This window comes from Gordonia sp. NPDC003422 (assembly GCF_053588675.1).
The window spans coordinates 10,912-25,837 of the sequence record NZ_JBSFQL010000013.1 but is presented as its reverse complement, the minus strand read 5'-3'; the positions used below and the strand labels follow the sequence as shown (position 1 = coordinate 25,837).

The window sequence follows — 14,926 nt, the reverse complement described above, 5'->3', positions numbered from 1 at the left end:
TGCCATCGGCCGCGCTGCAGAGTCGAAGGCATGCAACTACCTCACGCAACACATACCGCTTACGACACCGGCTTCTATTCCGACGAGGGCCGCGACTACTCCGTCCGTTGCCTGCTCGGCACCTCCAACGCCGGCGGCGCCGACGTTGGCGAGGTTCTCGCCACCATCAGCGGACTCAAGGGCGGCGGACAGGCCTGGTTCGACGCCTGGCTCCGACTCGGCCGGCGCGTGCGCCACGAGGCCGACGCCAGCGCCGCAGGCGGCCACCGGGTCAGCGCGGCATGGGCGTACCTACGTGCGGCGAACTATCTTTCGATGGCGGTCGACGCGGTCGACGAGTTGCCCACCGCCGAACAGCGGCTGCCGGTGTTCCGGGAGCATCGCGCCGCATGGGAATCGTTCATCGACCACGGCCCGTTCGATGCTCATCGACTCACGATCCCGTACGAGGACACGACGTTGCCGGGCTGGTTTCTCGCACCGCTGCACCCTGATGGCGGCCGGCCCACGCTGGTCATGATCAACGGCAGCGACGGCGCGGTGTCCGGTCAGTGGAGTGCCGCCGCACGCGGCGCGCTCGAACGCGGGTACAACGTCGTCATGTTCGACGGGCCCGGTCAGCAATCCATGCTGTTCGAACACCAGATACCGTTCCGGCCCGACTGGGAAGCGGTGCTGACGCCGGTCACCGATGTCGTACTGCAACAACCCGGCGTCGACTCGGATCGTCTCGCGCTGTAAGGAATCTCGCAGGCAGGCTACTGGGTGCCGCGCTCGCTTGCCTTCGAGCACCGGTATCGTGCGGCCATCGCCGATCCCGGCGTCGTCGACGTCGCAACGAGTTGGATGGACAAGCTGCCGAGCCCACTGCGCACGGAACTCGCTGCGGGCAAGCGTGACTCATTCGACCGCGACATGGGTATCGGAATGAAGCTCAGCTCGGCAACGAAGCGTGAATTCGATTGGCGGGCAAGGCCTTATGGTGCCACTGGATACTTCGAAACCTATGTGGCGGTCCAGGAGTACCGGCTCACCGACGAACTCGCCGCCCAGATCAGAACCCCGATGCTGGTCACTGCTCCGGAACACGAACAGTTCTGGCCCGGACAGTCGGCTCGGCTCGTCGGCATGGTCGGAGGAGGAGCGGAACTGATGGAGTTCACCGCCGCCGATGGGGCGAGTTGGCATTGCCAGCCGATGGCCCGCGCAATGACCGACCAGCGCATGTTCGACTGGCTCGACGTCAAGCTGGCCTGACCGAGAGGGACACGACTCGCGACAACCGGTGCCGAATCGGAGAACGCGAGTGCTGCAGCACTCGCGTTCTCCAACTCGACTCGATTTCCTGGCCGGGCGAGTCGGTCGGGGCGCTACTCGCCGAGTCGCTTGTTCATCGCCCAGACGAGGACCTCGGCGTCGGAGGTCGCCGTGATGGCCAGCCCGTCGGCGTCGTCGGCGCGCAGGGCGTCGCCGTCGCCAAGCCGATCGTCGCCGATCACGACCTCGCCGGCGGTCACGAACACGTGGGTGAAGCGTGCCGGCGGAACCTCGACACACTGCCCCGGTGTCAGGCGCGCCGCGTAGAGGGTCGCGCCGGCGTTGGCGATACGGATCGCGGAGTCGACACCGTCCTCGCCGGAGGCGACCGGCACGAGTTTGCCCGGACGAAGCAGGTCGGAGACGTTAGCCTGTTCGTACGACGGCTCGAGACCGTGGTTGTCGGGCATCACCCACATCTGGATGTAGCGCACCGGCGAGCGGCCGGAATCGGAGAGGTCGGGCCAGGGGTCGTTGCGTTCGGAATGCCGGACGCCCGAACCCGCACTCATCCGCTGTGCGAGGCCGGGATAGAGGACCCCGCAGTGCCCCGCGGAATCGCGGTGAACCAGCGTGCCCTCGACTACCCAAGTGACGATCTCGGTCTCCTGGTGAGCATGTGAATCGAACCCGTGGCCCGGCGACACCAAATCGTCGTTAATGGCCAACAGCACTCCGTAGTGGGTGTTGTATGGGTCGTAGTGGTCTCCGAAGGAGAAGCTATGGCGGGACACCAGCCACTCGGTGGCCGTCACCGCGCGCTCGGGTCCTCGGATCAGGGAAACCGTCATGATCCATTATGGACAGCCGGTGAGCGCGCTCTGGCGACCAGGGCAGATACGCGAGTTCCGCACGGCCCACGCCATTCCCGGCCGGCCGTCACCCCCGCACGAACAGCGCCGCGAGACACGATTGTGACCGCTCCGATCCCCGAATGGAAGCTCAAGGGATCGAAATCGCGTGTGACAAGAGTGAAAATTGTGAACATGAAGATCTGGGTCAAGTGCGCGATCCTCGCGACTTGTGCCGCGCTCGGAATCGCTGTCGCTGTGTCCTCGTGTGGAATCACCGGAACAGACGACACCGGGGCCGCAGCCGCGATGAGAGGCTATGCGTCCGCGTTGAACAAACAGGATGCCGGTGGTGCCGCGCAGTTCACCACCGCACCTGGTCAGGCCGGGGAGGCGCTCACCGCGACCCTTCAGGCGATGCGGGCCAACAGCGTGCACGTCGAGGTGCGCAACCCCGTCGAATACAGCGACGGCACGGCGTCGTTCGCCCTCAAGACCACCTACACCTGGGACAAGGGCCGGAAGTTCGAGACCACCAGCAACGGCACCGCCCGACACCTCTCGACCGGGTGGAAGGTGACGTGGGAACCGTCGATCATCTATCCGGGTCTGCCCGCGGGCGGAATGCTGCGCGAGATCCGCACCGACGCGACCCCGGCACCGTCCGTTCGCAGCCGTACCGGCAAGGCGTTCATGGTCTTGCAGCCGGTCAACGAGCTCATCCTCGACCCGGCCCGCACCCGGAACCCGGACAACTCCGCCCGCGCGCTGGCACGCGCCATCGCCCCGATCGCCCCGCTCGTCACCGCGCAGATCATCACCAACAAGCTCGACGAGGCGGCCGGCAGGCCGGTCACGGCAGTGGTGCTGCGCGACTCCGACATGGGCGTACTCGCCGGCAACCCGGCTCGTATCCCCGGGGTCACCGTCAACAAGGCGGGCGCCCTCGTGATGGCCGACCGTCGACTCATGTCGCCGCTCGAGTCGGGGCTGACCAACTACTGGCAGGCCATCCGCGACGCGACCGCCGGCTGGCAGGTACAGATGGTCGGTCCGGGCATCAAGCCGCGCAAGCTCGTCGGCGAGCAGGGTCCGGCCGGGCCGAGCGTGTTCACCACCGTCGATCAGTCACTGCAGCTCACCCTCGGTGACGCCGCGGTGGAGGTCGGACAGCCCGCCACCATCCTCGCGCTCGACGCCGTCACCGGCGGCATCCTGGGGATGGCCCAGAACACCTATGCGGCTCAACGCAACATCAACGTCGACCAGGCCTTCCCGGTGGGCACCACGCTCAATCCGGTGTTCGACGCGGTCGGACGCGCGGCAGCGGCCAACCAGGAGTCCAGCGAGGCCATCCTCGACCGGCTCGGGCTCGGCGTCCAGCTGACGGTGCCGGGTGCCAGTGCGCCGATGCCAGGGCAGCCCGGCGTGACGACCGTCGACTTCCAGCACGGTCAGACCGTGTCGATGATGAACATGGCAGCCCTCGGTGTGGCGCTCGCACGCGGCGGCGCCGGACAGTTCACGTCCACGGCGCCCTTCGTCATCAAGGGCGTCCCCACCAAGGTGGTCGGCGGTTCGCTCGGCGAACTGGATCCGGCGCTGATCAACCAGATCCAGCGTGCGATGGTGCTGACCGCGAAGAAGGGCGACGCGAGTGACCTGACCCGTGCGCCCGGCCTGCGTGCACTGGTCGGCACCAACGGCCCGCAGGGCCCCGGATGGTTCGTGGGCTTGCAGGGCGGCAAGGTGATCGTCGTCTACACCGAGGGACCGAAGTCGGGAACGGCGGCACTCCAGGTGGCGCAGAAGTACTTCACCATCAAGTAGCGCGAGTCAGGAACTGCGCTGAGCGCGTCGCGCGAGTGCCGCGAACGCAAGGCGCCATCCCAGCAGGAACAGCGCGAGGAAGGTTGCCGCCACGACGACGAACGCGACTTCCACGCCTTGGTGCAGGATGTAGCGCACGATCATCCCGACGGTGACCGTGCAGAACCAGATCACCAGACCGACCGGAACCACCCGGTCGGGGCGGAAATCGTGGCCGAAGAAGTCGCTCGACCGGACATGCGAGTACACATAGGTCACCGACCAGCCGGCGGCGCAGCCGACGAGGAACGGCCACAACGTCTGCACGACGCCGATCAACGACAGGGCCTCTTCGTGGCTGGCCCGCCCGATGAGGGCGAAAACGGTGATGGCTGCGGCGTCGATGAGAGCGGCGACCGGTGCCGACGCCACCCCGCGCATCGGGGCGAGCGTGTGCTCTACGGTGTCCGAACTCGCCATGGTGGATTACGGTAGCGTCTCGGCGCTGCGCTTGGCACGTCAGGATCGCGCTCAGCGGTCATCGGTCGTTCGATCGGGGGATGACTCGGGGGATGGCGGGGCGTCCCACGGTGGGTCGGGATCGTCGGATTCGTCCTGAACGCGATCGTCGGGGTCGGCGACCTCGTCGCGGGTGATCTCTTCTTCGAGTGTGTCGACGGTCTTGATGCGGTGCCGGAACATCACCATGATCACGACCCAGCCGATCGCCGCGACCAGCACATAGCTGATCATCCGGTAGACGAGGACGGCGGTCAGCGCGTCGGTCGCCGGCATTCCCGCGCTGGTCAGGGCCGGGACGAGCACCGCGTCGACCACGCCGATGCCGCCCGGGAGCAGCGGGACCGCCGTTCCGACCGCCTTGCCCGCGGCGTAGGCGACCATCAAACCCGAGATGCTCGGATGGGCGCCCACCGCCCAGCACGCGAACATCAGGCAGGCGACGTCGGCAACCCAGTTGAACAGGCTCCACCCGAACGCGATCGAGGTGTCGCGCTTGGTGAGCTGCACCGCGCGCAGCTGCTCGAGGGTCTCCAACAGCTTGTCGATGCCATGGTTGTCCGGCTTGCTGCGCAGCTGGTTGACCCAGCCCAGCACCCGGATACCCGTCGACCGCAACGACTCGGGATGACTGGCCAAGAACTGCAGGACGAGTGCCACGGCGAGGAACCCGGCCACCGAGAAGAACACGGAGAATGGACTGGTCTTTGCCCCGGCGAGCACCGCGCCACCGAGTCCGAGGACCGCGAGGCCGATGCCGGCGAGCAACCCCGACATCACCACCTGCCACGACGCCACCACCGGCGTCGCCCCCCATTTGCGGGTCTCCCGATAGGTGAAGGCAGGGGCGAGGACCTGGCCACCCGGCATCGTCTGGCTGACCGAGTTCGCGGCGAGGATCAGCGACAACGACTGCCACTGCTTGACGACCACGCCGGCGGACCGCAGAAGTGCGCGCTGGACCTGGGCAAAGCTGTCCATCGACAGCAGCGCCGCAAGAATCGACGCGAGAATCCACGGCCATTTGAGGTCGTCGATCCGCCACCAGGTCTCTTCGAGCTTCGGCCAGATGAGATAGATCTCGACCGCGAGCACGGTCACGACGATCGCCAGCAGGGTCCAGCGCACCCACCAGAAGCGTGGCCGCGCCGGGGCGCTGCGGGGTGCAGCTTCCTCCGACGACATAGTGGACACCCTAGGGCATGCCCCCGACCCCGCCGACGGGCCTACGCTGGCTGTCTTGACCGATGGCCGAGATCGGACACACGTTTGGTCGACGGGCCTACGCTGGCTGTCTTGACCGATGGCCGAGATCGGACACACGTTTGGTCGACGGGCCTACGCTGGCTAGAGTGACGGACTCCGATTCCACACGTGACCCGGCGGTGTTCGATCGGTCCCGCGTGCACCCGCTTGTTCGTGCGACCGCCGAGTGGAGCTGGCGGCTGCTCGTCATCGCGGCGGCCGCCTACGTGCTGTTGCTGATCTTCTCCGAGTTCGAGCAGGTGCTGGTCCCGGTGGCGCTGGCCGTGCTGGGCGCGGCCATGCTGGTGCCGGTGGTCGACGCCCTCGATCGGCGCGGGGTGCCCCGATCGTTGGCGGTGCTGGGTGTCATCGTCGTCGCGCTGGGTCTGCTCGCCGCCGTCCTCACCTTTGTCATCCGCGAATTCGTCCGGGGCGTACCCGAACTCGCCGACCAGGTGCGGCTGACCGTCGACCGCACCAAGCAGTGGCTGATCGACGGCCCCCTGCACATCAACGCCGATCAGGTGGGCAACGCCGGAACCGACGTCCTCGACGTCGTGCAACACAACCAGGACAAGGTGACCTCGGGGGCGCTCGCCACCGCGACCACAGCCGGTGAGATCGTGACCGGCGCCCTGCTCACCGTCTTCCTGCTGATCTTCTTTCTCTATGGGGGAGGCCAGATCTGGCGGTTTCTCGTCGGAGTGGTCCCCGCGGCCAGCCGCCGCCGAGTGTGGGGCGCCGGGATCGCCGGGTTCGGAACCCTCATCGGCTATGTCCGGGCAACGGTGGTGGTCGCGCTCGTCGACGCGTTGGGAATCGGTGTGGGACTGGCGATCCTGCAGGTTCCGTTGGCCTTGCCGCTCGCGTCGCTGGTGTTTCTGGGCGCGTTCATCCCGATCGTCGGCGCGTTGGTGAGCGGTACGCTGGCCGTCATCGTCGCCCTGGTGACCAACGGCTGGATCGCCGCGGTGATCACCCTCGCCATCGTGATCGGCGTGATGCAGCTGGAAAGCCATGTGCTGCAACCATTTCTCCTCGGCCGTTCGGTTCGGTTGCATCCGGTTGCGGTGGTGCTGGCGATCGCGGCCGGCATCGTGTCGGCGGGCATCATCGGCGGTCTGCTCGCGGTGCCGTTGATCGCCTTCCTCAACACCGCCGTGCGCCACCTGGCCAGCACACGACCCTCGCCCGACGACGGGCGGTTGTCGTCGGACGATCGCATGTACGTGGCCGAACCCGACAAACCGATGTGGGACGAAACCGGCGGGATCGGACCGAGCGGGGACGCACCGACGTGGGCCGAATACGCCGACGGCATCGCCGTCCTACCCGACGACGACCCGCCGGAACCGCGATCCTAGGAGTCGGACTTGCTGCGCCGCAACAGATCCTGAACGCTGATCTGTCCGCCGTCCTCGGAGCGCGCATGCCGGTCGGTGCGGGAGCGCCGTGACACCGGCGCGTCGGAATCGGCGGTCTCGCGACTCTGCGCCGAATTCGTCGGAGCCGACGGCACGGCATCGGGCGACAAACCGCGGTCCATCCGGTCGCCGGTTCCGCGCGGTTGCTGCGGCGGTGGCGAGGTTCGCTCGGGCGACAGCGACGCCGCCAACGGGCGTTTGCCGGTGTCGTTGAGGGTCGGCCGACGCCGCAGTGGTGAGTCCGGCGGGGGTGAAGTCGGCGGGGCGCCCACCGGACCCGGCCCCACCGGACTCGGCCCAGCCGGGCCGGCGGTCGGCGCGGGTGCCGTGCGCGGCGCGGGCCCCTGCGGCGCGGGTCCCTGGGTAGGCGCCGCTGGGGGTCCGGGCGGTTGAGGTGCCTGCGATGTCGCCGGCTGGGGATCGCCGAGACGTATTCCGCCGTCCCCGAGTCGCCAGCCACCGGTGTCCGGGCCGGAATTCCGACCGGTCGTCGGCCGCCGATACGGCGTCGGCCGGCGCGGTGGGTTCCCAGGCGGCGGTCCAGCCGGTCCACCCCGGGTGGGGGCAGCGGCCGGCACGGAAGTGGTGGGGGCAGCCATCGGTGCCGCAGTGGTGGGAGCTGCAGTGGTGGGAGCTGGGGTGGTCGGTCGGGCCGGTCCAGGGGCCCCGACCGCCCGCCCGCGTACGGGGCGGCTGGTCGCGACCGTCGCCGGCTCGGGCTGTTCGCGCCGGATGCGTCCGGACGGTCCGCGGCCCGGCGGCGGACCCATGGCTGCGGGGCGTGCGACCCGCGGGCGCTCCATGACCGAGGTCGGGGCTTCGGCGGCGAGTGTGCCCGCGCTCATCGTGCGGGCGGCCGCGGCACTGTCGCGCATCTCGTCGGGCTCATCGTCGAGGACGGTCTCGCCGAGACCGATCTTCTGCTGCATGACGCGCATCCAGCGTGGCGCCCACCAGCAGTCGTCGCCGAGCAGCTTCATCACCGACGGCACCAGCAGCATGCGGATGACGGTGGCGTCCAGGATGAGGGCCGCGATCATGCCGTAGGCGATGTACTTCATCATCACGATGTCGGACAGACCGAACGCGCCGGTGACCACCACGAGAATGGCCGCGGCCGCCGTGATGATCCGTCCGGTGTGGGCGGTACCGACGCGCACCGCCTCGGTGGTGCTCGCGCCCTTCTGTCTCGCCTCGACCATGCGTGACAACAGGAATATCTCGTAGTCCGTGGACAGGCCGAACACGATCGCGATGATCAGCACCAAGACGGCCGCGAACAGCGGGCCGGGCGTGAAGTTGGCGATCTCGGCGCCGTGACCGTCGACGAAGATCCAGGTGAGGATGCCGAGGGTGGAGCCCAGGCCCAGCGCCGACATCAGCGCCGCCTTGATCGGCAGCACGATCGACCCGAACGCCAGGAACATCAGGAAGCCGGTCACGAGCACCAGCAGGACCGCCATCAGCGGAAGCCGGCTCATCAGTGCGTCGATCGAATCCTGCGTGAGGGCTGGGGTGCCCGCCACATACATCTGCAGGCCCTGCGTGTCGATGGCGCGCAGATCCTTGATCGCCTGCGCCGCGGTGTCGCGGTCCTCGAGACCCGCCGCCATCTGGAAGATCCACGCGTCCGAGCCCGGGTACTGCGCGGACTGCGAGTCGTTGGGCGAGGTCGAGAACTGTTTGGTGAAACCGGGGATCTTGTTCGCCTGGTCGGCGATCGACTGGAGTTTGTAGTCGTAGTCCGCGGAGTTGGGATCGTAGACGATGACCAGCTTGATCTCTTCGGTGCGCTCGGTCGGGAAGTACTCGTCGAAGTGCTCCTGCGCCAGCCTGTTCGCGTTGTCCGGCGGCAGGTACTTCTCGCTGATGCCGCCGAACTGGATGCCGCCGAACGGGATGATCAGCACCAGGAGCAGCAGGACGGTCGGGACGGCGGTCGCCACCGGATGCTGCATCACCCAACCGGACAACTTGCCCCAGAAACCGTTCTCGACATCGGCGCGGGTCTTGATGCGACCGGTGAACCGGCTGTCGATGGCGTCGGCCCGCTTGTCGCCGAAGATCTTGCGCGTCACCGGGATCACAGTCCAGCCCATCAGGGTGCGGATCGACAGCGCGTCGATGCGCGGCCCGAGGATGCTGAGGATGGCCGGCAGCACCGTGATCGACAACAGCGCCGCGAGTGACACCGACGCGATGGCGCCGTAGGCAACCGATTTGAGGAAGCCCTGCGGCATGATCAGCAGACACGCGAGAGCAGCGACGATGATCGTCGCCGAGAACACGACGGTCTGTCCGGCCGTCATCACCGTTCTTCGGACCGCGGCCTTGGTGGAATAGCCTTCGGCCAGCTCCTCGCGGAACCGGGACACGATGAACAGGCCGTAGTCGATCGCGATACCCAGCCCGATCAGCGTCACCACCGACTGGGCGAAGATGTTGAGTTCGGTGGTCAGCGCCAAGACCTTCATGATGCCGAGCGACCCGGCGATGGTCAGACCACCGATCAGGACCGGGAGGCAGGCGGCCACCACGCCGCCGAAGATGAAGAACAGCATGATCGCGACGATCGGCAGCGCGATCACCTCGGCGCGCCGGATGTCCTCGTCCATGCCGTCGGCCATGCTGCCCGCGACCGGTTGCAGACCCGCCAGTTCGAAGGTGGTGCCCTGCAGGCCGAACCGCTCGGCGATGTCGTCGAAGAACGGTTCGATCGTCTTGTAGTTGTTCAGCACCGTGGTGTCGTCGTTGCCGGCCACGCCGATGCTGATGAATGCGTGCCGTTTGTCGTCGGTGAACGCGCGTTCCTGGATGGCGGGCTGGATCGCCTGCTGCAGGAACGGGTCGATGATGCCGGGGTCCTGCCGGTTGACGATATCGGGATGCGCCGCGATCAGGTCGTTGACGAAGTCCTCGACCTTGGCCCCGAACTCCGGGTTGTCGACGGTGGTGCCCTCGGGCGGCGTGATCAGCAGGATGATGTCGGAGCGGTGATCGCGCCCGAGCGCAGCGTCGGCGTACTGCGAACCCTTCACCGATTCCGACGTCGGATCGAACCAGCCGCTCTGACTCAGATGCTTACCCAGATCGAGGCCGTAGAGTCCCAGGCCGGCCATCAGTGCGATCATCACCGCGATGACGGCGAAGCGCATCCGGTAGACGAATGTGCCGATGGCTCCGAACACGCTGGTTCTCCTTTCGATGCCCGATGGGTCTGATAGGTCGGGGTCTGAGCGCTAGCGCCGAATTCTCGCAGCGCCGCCTGAGGTATGGCTGAGCGATAGGGCGATAGGGGGTGTTGGGACGGGGTCGCCTCAGCGCAACAGTGCACTCAACGGGCGGAACGGCGTCAGCCAGGCACCCTCGTCGGGGAGCGAGTCGAGGCCGATGCGTGGCAGCGGCTCACGAAAGACGCCGGGGATGTCCTCGAGGTCGATGAACTCCAAGTCGTCGGCGGTCAGGGCCCAGCTGGCGTGTTCGCGGAATCCGATGACGGTGACCGGCACCCCGTCGGCGGCCACATCGGACAGCGGTTCGCGGAAGGCCTGGCCATCCGCGGACGCCACGATCACCCCAGCTAACCCAACAGTCTGCCTGCGAAGTGCGATGTGGTCGAGCATGTCGGGATCCACGTCGCTGTCGTCGGACAGCTTGGGCTTGGCGAACACCGAGTAGCCGACGTTGCGCAGCGCATCTACCCAGGGCCGCACAACATCGGCGCTACCAGGCACGATGTTGGTGAAAACGGTTGCCTCGGGCTCCACGGCAGCGCCGTCGGGCAGGCTCGCCGACACGTCGGCGGTGCGTTGCAGCAACCAGCGGCCCAGCGCGTCGAATCGCGCACGATGTGCCGCCGTGGGCCGGCCACCGAGGATGGCGCCGAGCCCCATGTCCATGTTGGGGGCGTCCCAGACCAACAGCATTCTCCGGGTCTGGCTCGCGCCCGCGATGGTCTCGGCGAACCCGGTCGCGTTCTTGTTCGGTTCGGTCATGACTGCTCCTCGCCGGCGGTGCCGGTCTGCCGTGGCACCGGCCGCGTGTAGACGAACTCGTTGACGTCGCGTCCCTCACGCTCGGCGCGTCCCTCGAACTTGGTGGTCGGCCGCTCCAGTGAGATCGGTGTCTCCCCGGTGAGTTGCACCACATGGGGGCGATTCGGGTCCTGGGTGGCGAGTTCCTCGGCGATCCACTCGGCATATCCGGCGTGATCGGTCGCGATGTGCAGGACACCGCCGGGGACGAGTCGGTCAGCCATCAACTCGAGCGTGCCCGACTGGACGAAGCGTCGCTTGTGATGACGCGATTTGGGCCACGGGTCGGGAAAGAAGAGTCGGATCCCGGTCAGGCTGCTCGGCGCGATCAGTTCGGTCAGGACGATGGCCGCGTCACCACGGATCATCCGCACATTGGTGAGCCCGCCACGATCGATGAGCCCGAGCAACTGTGCGAGACCGGGTCGGTAGACCTCGACCGCCAGGACATCGACGTCGGGTTCGACCGCTGCCATCGCCGCGGTCGACACCCCGGTGCCGCTACCGATCTCGAGGACGGTCGGCGCCTGCCGGCCGAACAGCGTGGGCAGATCCAGGACCGGCTCGGGGATGCGGTCGGTCCCGATGGCCAGATCCCGGCCGAGCACCGGCCACAGGGTGTCCCAATTGCGCTGCTGGCCGGGTGTCAGGGTGCCCCGCCGGAACCGGAAGCTGGTGACCCGCGGGTACAGGCGGGCACGTTCGGCGCTGTTGTTCACCAGCCCATCGTTGCGCATGACGCCGGGCTTGTGGAGGTCCGGGCGTCGGCGCGGCGCCGTAGCGGTTACCCTGCCAGCACTGTGGCCGAGAGGGCGGGGGTGGCGCGATGGGACCGACGGTGACGTCTGGGCCACCTGGTCACGCCCCCGATGTGCTCACCCGCGCGGCCGACGCCGGGCGGCTGGAGTCACTCGTCGAGGCGGGTTCACCGCTGCGGTCGACGCTGGAGATTGCCGGGCGGCGCTACCTTGCCCCGCTGCATGTGCAGGTTCTCGGACGAGACGGCGTGGGTCGCGACACCATGGCCCGTGCCCTGCGGGAACGCTTGTCGCTCAGCGTGATCGGGCCGGGAGAGAACGACTCAGCCGCCGACGCGGATCTGTGGCTGTATGTGTTGGCCGGGCTGCCGCGCCGCGCGGATGTCGGGGCGGTGCGCCGGTTGCCGGCCGACCGCCGGATCGTGGTGCTGGGAAAGGCCGACACCCACGGCGACTGGGACACCGCGGTACAGATCGCAGCGAAAGCTGCCGACGTGCTGCGCACCCGGGTCTTCACCGTGTCGGCACTGCTCGCCTGCGCCGATCTCGACGACGACGAATTCGCGCAGCTGCGCGCCTGGGTCGCCGACGGCGTCGAGATGCCGTCGATGGCCGGCCGGTTCCTGTCCGGTCCGCCCGGCTCGGCCGCGCGCCAGATGCGTGTCGGTCTCCTGCGCCGCCTCGATCAGTTCGGCATCGACCTGGCTTTGGCGCTGATCGGCTCCGGGTCGCCGGCGGCCGCCGACGTCGAGGCGCTGAATCGTTCGTTGCAGGCGGCGAGCGGTATCGCCGACCTCGTCGAACCCATCCGCGGGCACATCGGCGTGGTGCGAGGGTGGCGGCAGATCGAACTCCGTGCCGCGGTGGAACGGGCGGCCGCGGCCGGGCTGGATCGCGACACCGCCGAAGCGCTGCTCGCCGGCGGCCACATCACCACCGCGGAGGTGGCCTCATGACGACGACCGCCGCGGATGCCGCCGGGAGCGAAGCGAGCGGGGCAGATCTCGATGCCGCCGGGAGCGAAGCGAGCGGGGCAGATCCAGACAGTGTCGGCACGATGCTCGGCCGGACCACCGAACTCACCGGCTTCGACCCGACACGGGTCGACGGGACGGGAACCACGGTGGTAGTGGCCGGCACGCCGGGTGTCGGCGTCCGGGTCCTCATCGATGCCTGCCGGTCGATCGCCCCCGACCTGGACCTCGTCGAGCGCACGCCCACCGCCGCGGCGGGTCTCGCGGTGCTCGTCGTCGACCCCTCGTCATCGGTGGCCGACGAGGAACTGCAGCTCCTCGACGACCTGCGCGCCGCCTACGGGGTGGTCGGGCTGGTGTGCACCAAGATCGACGCGTTCTGGGAATGGCCGCGCGTCCTGCGCAGCCACCGTAGGACGCTCGATCCGTACGAGTCCCTGCCGCTGTTCGCGGTGTCGGGGGTGGCCGCGATGTCCGGCGGGCTCGATGAGTCGGGTGTCGTGGCTCTGGTCGAGTGGCTGCGCGAACAAATGTCGGCACCCGTCGAGATACGCCGTCACCGGGCGAGGCTGGCGGCCGCACAGGGTGCCGTCGAACATCTGCTGGACGAACTCGACGCCACCGAACCCGACCGACTCGACGAGTTGATGCGACGTCGGCACCGCCTGGTCGAATCCCGCGACCGCGGACGAACCGATCGGCTGACGGCTGTGCGCGCGGGCTTGCACCGGGTGCGTGCGGAATCGTCGTCGCAGGTGCAGGCCGGTTTGCGATCGATCGGCTCGGACCTGGCCGGTCTGGACATCGGGCCCGCCGAGCGGCGTAGGGCACTGAGTGCCCGGCTCGATGACCTTGCCGCGGCGGTGTCGAGCGCCACCGACGAGCGGATCGAGGAGGTGTCGGCGGGTGCGTTGATCGGCCTCGACACCGATACCGAGCCGGCCGACGAGGAGTCTTGGCGCGTCGAGGTCGGGCCCATCCGGGACACCACCGACGCCCGGCGAGGTGCCGAGGATGCGCTCGTCGTGCTGATCGGGGCCTCTACCGGCCTCGGTGTTGGTCGGCTGGTGGTCACCCCGATGGCGTCGGTGCAGACCTTGCAGTGGATCAGCATGCCCCTCACGCTGGTGTTGGGCGTGGCGGTCGCCGTGTGGGTGATCAGGATGCGACGTGGCGCAACCGCACGCGCGGCGGCCCGTGGCTGGGTGTCTGAGGTGCTGGCCGAGGTCCGCTCCCGCGTCGACCACCAGATCGGCCAACGAGTCGCCGGTGCCGAGACCCGGATCGCGGGTCAGATCGCGCGTTCCTACGATCGCCGGACCCGACTGGTCGCGGCCGAGGTCGCAGCTCTCGACGAGCGTGCGCGTGGCCTGCGCGACTCGGAGGTCGAGGTCCGACGCCGGCGTGAGGTGGCACGTGCGATGCGGCAGGTGCTGGTGGACGCGCAATCGGCGCTCGCCGAGTCGGTGCGCGGCCGGAAAGCAGGAATGGTGAAGGAAGGAGTATCCGATGGATCCGATCTTCGGTGAGCCGATCTTTGGTGAGTCCGCCTTTGGTGAGTCACTGCCGGGAGAGCAGCCGGGCGGTGCACATGACGCGTCGGCCGGTGACCTCACCCCGGCAGATGATCTCGACTCACACCTGTGGATGCAGGACGAGGGCCGGATCTGGGACCTCGGACCGGCCGAGGTCGACACCGACAACGACGGTGTCAACGACTCACTGACCCGCAACGGACCCGACGGATTCACCGTCTACACCGACAGCGACCGGGACGGTCAGGTCGACAAGATCACCGAGATCAACGCCAACGGCGACTTCCGATCGGCGGTGCTGAATCCGGAGACCGGCACCTGGGTTCCGACCGAGTCGGGACGGCTCAACTGACCGGCGAGACAGGTTTACGGATTGAATGAATCATCAAACTCGCAGCCCAACCAGGGTAAAACGTCCTGATGGCTCTGAATGTGGCATATCCCGCATCTGCGTACCCTGGCACCTAGCGCCCGTTCGGTCGTCGTATCCTTGAGCTACGACGACATCACCCCTTGGCGA

The 14,926-nt window shown here is 67.9% G+C and carries 11 protein-coding genes and 1 pseudogene; 6 read left to right on the top strand and 6 right to left on the bottom strand.

What is annotated here, in order from left to right; translation table 11 throughout:
• Positions 1 to 30: 30 nt before the first annotated feature.
• Positions 31 to 1,257, top strand: a pseudogene (locus ACWDTF_RS12670) (alpha/beta hydrolase family protein).
• A gap of 113 nt (positions 1,258 to 1,370) precedes the next feature.
• Here ACWDTF_RS12670 and ACWDTF_RS12665 read toward each other — a convergent pair.
• Positions 1,371 to 2,108, bottom strand: a complete 738-nt coding sequence (locus ACWDTF_RS12665) for a pirin family protein (RefSeq protein ID WP_240854934.1) — start codon at positions 2,106 to 2,108, stop codon at positions 1,371 to 1,373.
• A gap of 195 nt (positions 2,109 to 2,303) precedes the next feature.
• On the opposite strand from ACWDTF_RS12665, the gene ACWDTF_RS12660 reads away from it, so the two are divergent.
• A complete protein-coding gene (locus ACWDTF_RS12660; RefSeq protein ID WP_240854933.1) occupies positions 2,304 to 3,938 on the top strand; it encodes an NTF2-like N-terminal transpeptidase domain-containing protein in 1,635 nt (544 codons plus the stop codon).
• 6 nt (positions 3,939 to 3,944) lie between these two features.
• Here the strand turns inward: ACWDTF_RS12660 and ACWDTF_RS12655 are convergent, their stop codons facing one another.
• Together ACWDTF_RS12655 and ACWDTF_RS12650 are read right to left on the bottom strand one after the other, a co-directional pair.
• A complete protein-coding gene (locus ACWDTF_RS12655) occupies positions 3,945 to 4,397 on the bottom strand; it encodes a DUF3054 domain-containing protein (RefSeq protein ID WP_240854932.1) in 453 nt (150 codons plus the stop codon).
• A gap of 51 nt (positions 4,398 to 4,448) precedes the next feature.
• A complete protein-coding gene (locus tag ACWDTF_RS12650) occupies positions 4,449 to 5,621 on the bottom strand; it encodes a lysylphosphatidylglycerol synthase transmembrane domain-containing protein (RefSeq protein ID WP_240854931.1) in 1,173 nt (390 codons plus the stop codon).
• Between the two features lie 167 nt (positions 5,622 to 5,788).
• Here ACWDTF_RS12650 and ACWDTF_RS12645 point away from each other — a divergent pair, with 167 nt between their 5' ends.
• Positions 5,789 to 7,045, top strand: a complete 1,257-nt coding sequence (locus ACWDTF_RS12645) for an AI-2E family transporter (protein WP_240854929.1) — start codon at positions 5,789 to 5,791, stop codon at positions 7,043 to 7,045.
• On the opposite strand, the gene ACWDTF_RS12640 is transcribed toward ACWDTF_RS12645, so the two are convergent.
• The 3 genes from ACWDTF_RS12640 to trmB form a co-directional block, all read right to left on the bottom strand.
• Entirely contained in the window at positions 7,042 to 10,293 is a 3,252-nt protein-coding gene (locus ACWDTF_RS12640) for an MMPL family transporter (protein ID WP_355277265.1), read from the bottom strand. The two genes, ACWDTF_RS12645 and ACWDTF_RS12640, sit on opposite strands and share 4 nt — an antisense overlap.
• 129 nt (positions 10,294 to 10,422) lie before the next feature.
• On the bottom strand, positions 10,423 to 11,100 hold the full coding sequence (locus ACWDTF_RS12635; protein ID WP_449754456.1) for an NYN domain-containing protein: 678 nt from the start codon (positions 11,098 to 11,100) through the stop codon (positions 10,423 to 10,425).
• Complete coding sequence (gene trmB, locus ACWDTF_RS12630; protein ID WP_240854923.1) at positions 11,097 to 11,876, bottom strand: tRNA (guanosine(46)-N7)-methyltransferase TrmB; 780 nt, start codon at positions 11,874 to 11,876, stop codon at positions 11,097 to 11,099. The genes ACWDTF_RS12635 and trmB overlap by 4 nt, the downstream gene beginning before the upstream one ends.
• Before the next feature lie 89 nt (positions 11,877 to 11,965).
• Here trmB and ACWDTF_RS12625 point away from each other — a divergent pair, with 89 nt between their 5' ends.
• Genes ACWDTF_RS12625 through ACWDTF_RS12615 form a run of 3 tightly spaced genes read left to right on the top strand, consistent with a single transcriptional unit; the run spans position 11,966 to position 14,758 of the window.
• Positions 11,966 to 12,853 carry a hypothetical protein gene (locus tag ACWDTF_RS12625; protein WP_240854921.1) on the top strand — a complete coding sequence of 296 codons (888 nt, stop codon included), beginning with the start codon at positions 11,966 to 11,968 and terminating at the stop codon, positions 12,851 to 12,853.
• Positions 12,850 to 14,400 (top strand): GTPase domain-containing protein, encoded by a 1,551-nt coding sequence (locus tag ACWDTF_RS12620; protein WP_449754455.1) that lies wholly within the window; start codon positions 12,850 to 12,852, stop codon positions 14,398 to 14,400. The genes ACWDTF_RS12625 and ACWDTF_RS12620 overlap by 4 nt, the downstream gene beginning before the upstream one ends.
• Positions 14,381 to 14,758 carry a DUF6802 family protein gene (locus tag ACWDTF_RS12615; RefSeq protein ID WP_449754454.1) on the top strand — a complete coding sequence of 126 codons (378 nt, stop codon included), beginning with the start codon at positions 14,381 to 14,383 and terminating at the stop codon, positions 14,756 to 14,758. The genes ACWDTF_RS12620 and ACWDTF_RS12615 overlap by 20 nt, the downstream gene beginning before the upstream one ends.
• The last annotated feature ends 168 nt before the right edge of the window (positions 14,759 to 14,926 follow it).

Coding starts and splice junctions, on each gene's coding strand:
- ACWDTF_RS12665 (WP_240854934.1), bottom strand. CDS start 2,108: ATGACGGTTTCCCTGATCCGAGGACCCGAGCGCGCGGTGACGGCCACC.
- ACWDTF_RS12660 (WP_240854933.1), top strand. CDS start 2,304: ATGAAGATCTGGGTCAAGTGCGCGATCCTCGCGACTTGTGCCGCGCTC.
- ACWDTF_RS12655 (WP_240854932.1), bottom strand. CDS start 4,397: ATGGCGAGTTCGGACACCGTAGAGCACACGCTCGCCCCGATGCGCGGG.
- ACWDTF_RS12650 (WP_240854931.1), bottom strand. CDS start 5,621: ATGTCGTCGGAGGAAGCTGCACCCCGCAGCGCCCCGGCGCGGCCACGC.
- ACWDTF_RS12635 (WP_449754456.1), bottom strand. CDS start 11,100: ATGACCGAACCGAACAAGAACGCGACCGGGTTCGCCGAGACCATCGCG.
- trmB (WP_240854923.1), bottom strand. CDS start 11,876: ATGCGCAACGATGGGCTGGTGAACAACAGCGCCGAACGTGCCCGCCTG.
- ACWDTF_RS12625 (WP_240854921.1), top strand. CDS start 11,966: ATGGGACCGACGGTGACGTCTGGGCCACCTGGTCACGCCCCCGATGTG.
- ACWDTF_RS12620 (WP_449754455.1), top strand. CDS start 12,850: ATGACGACGACCGCCGCGGATGCCGCCGGGAGCGAAGCGAGCGGGGCA.
- ACWDTF_RS12615 (WP_449754454.1), top strand. CDS start 14,381: ATGGATCCGATCTTCGGTGAGCCGATCTTTGGTGAGTCCGCCTTTGGT.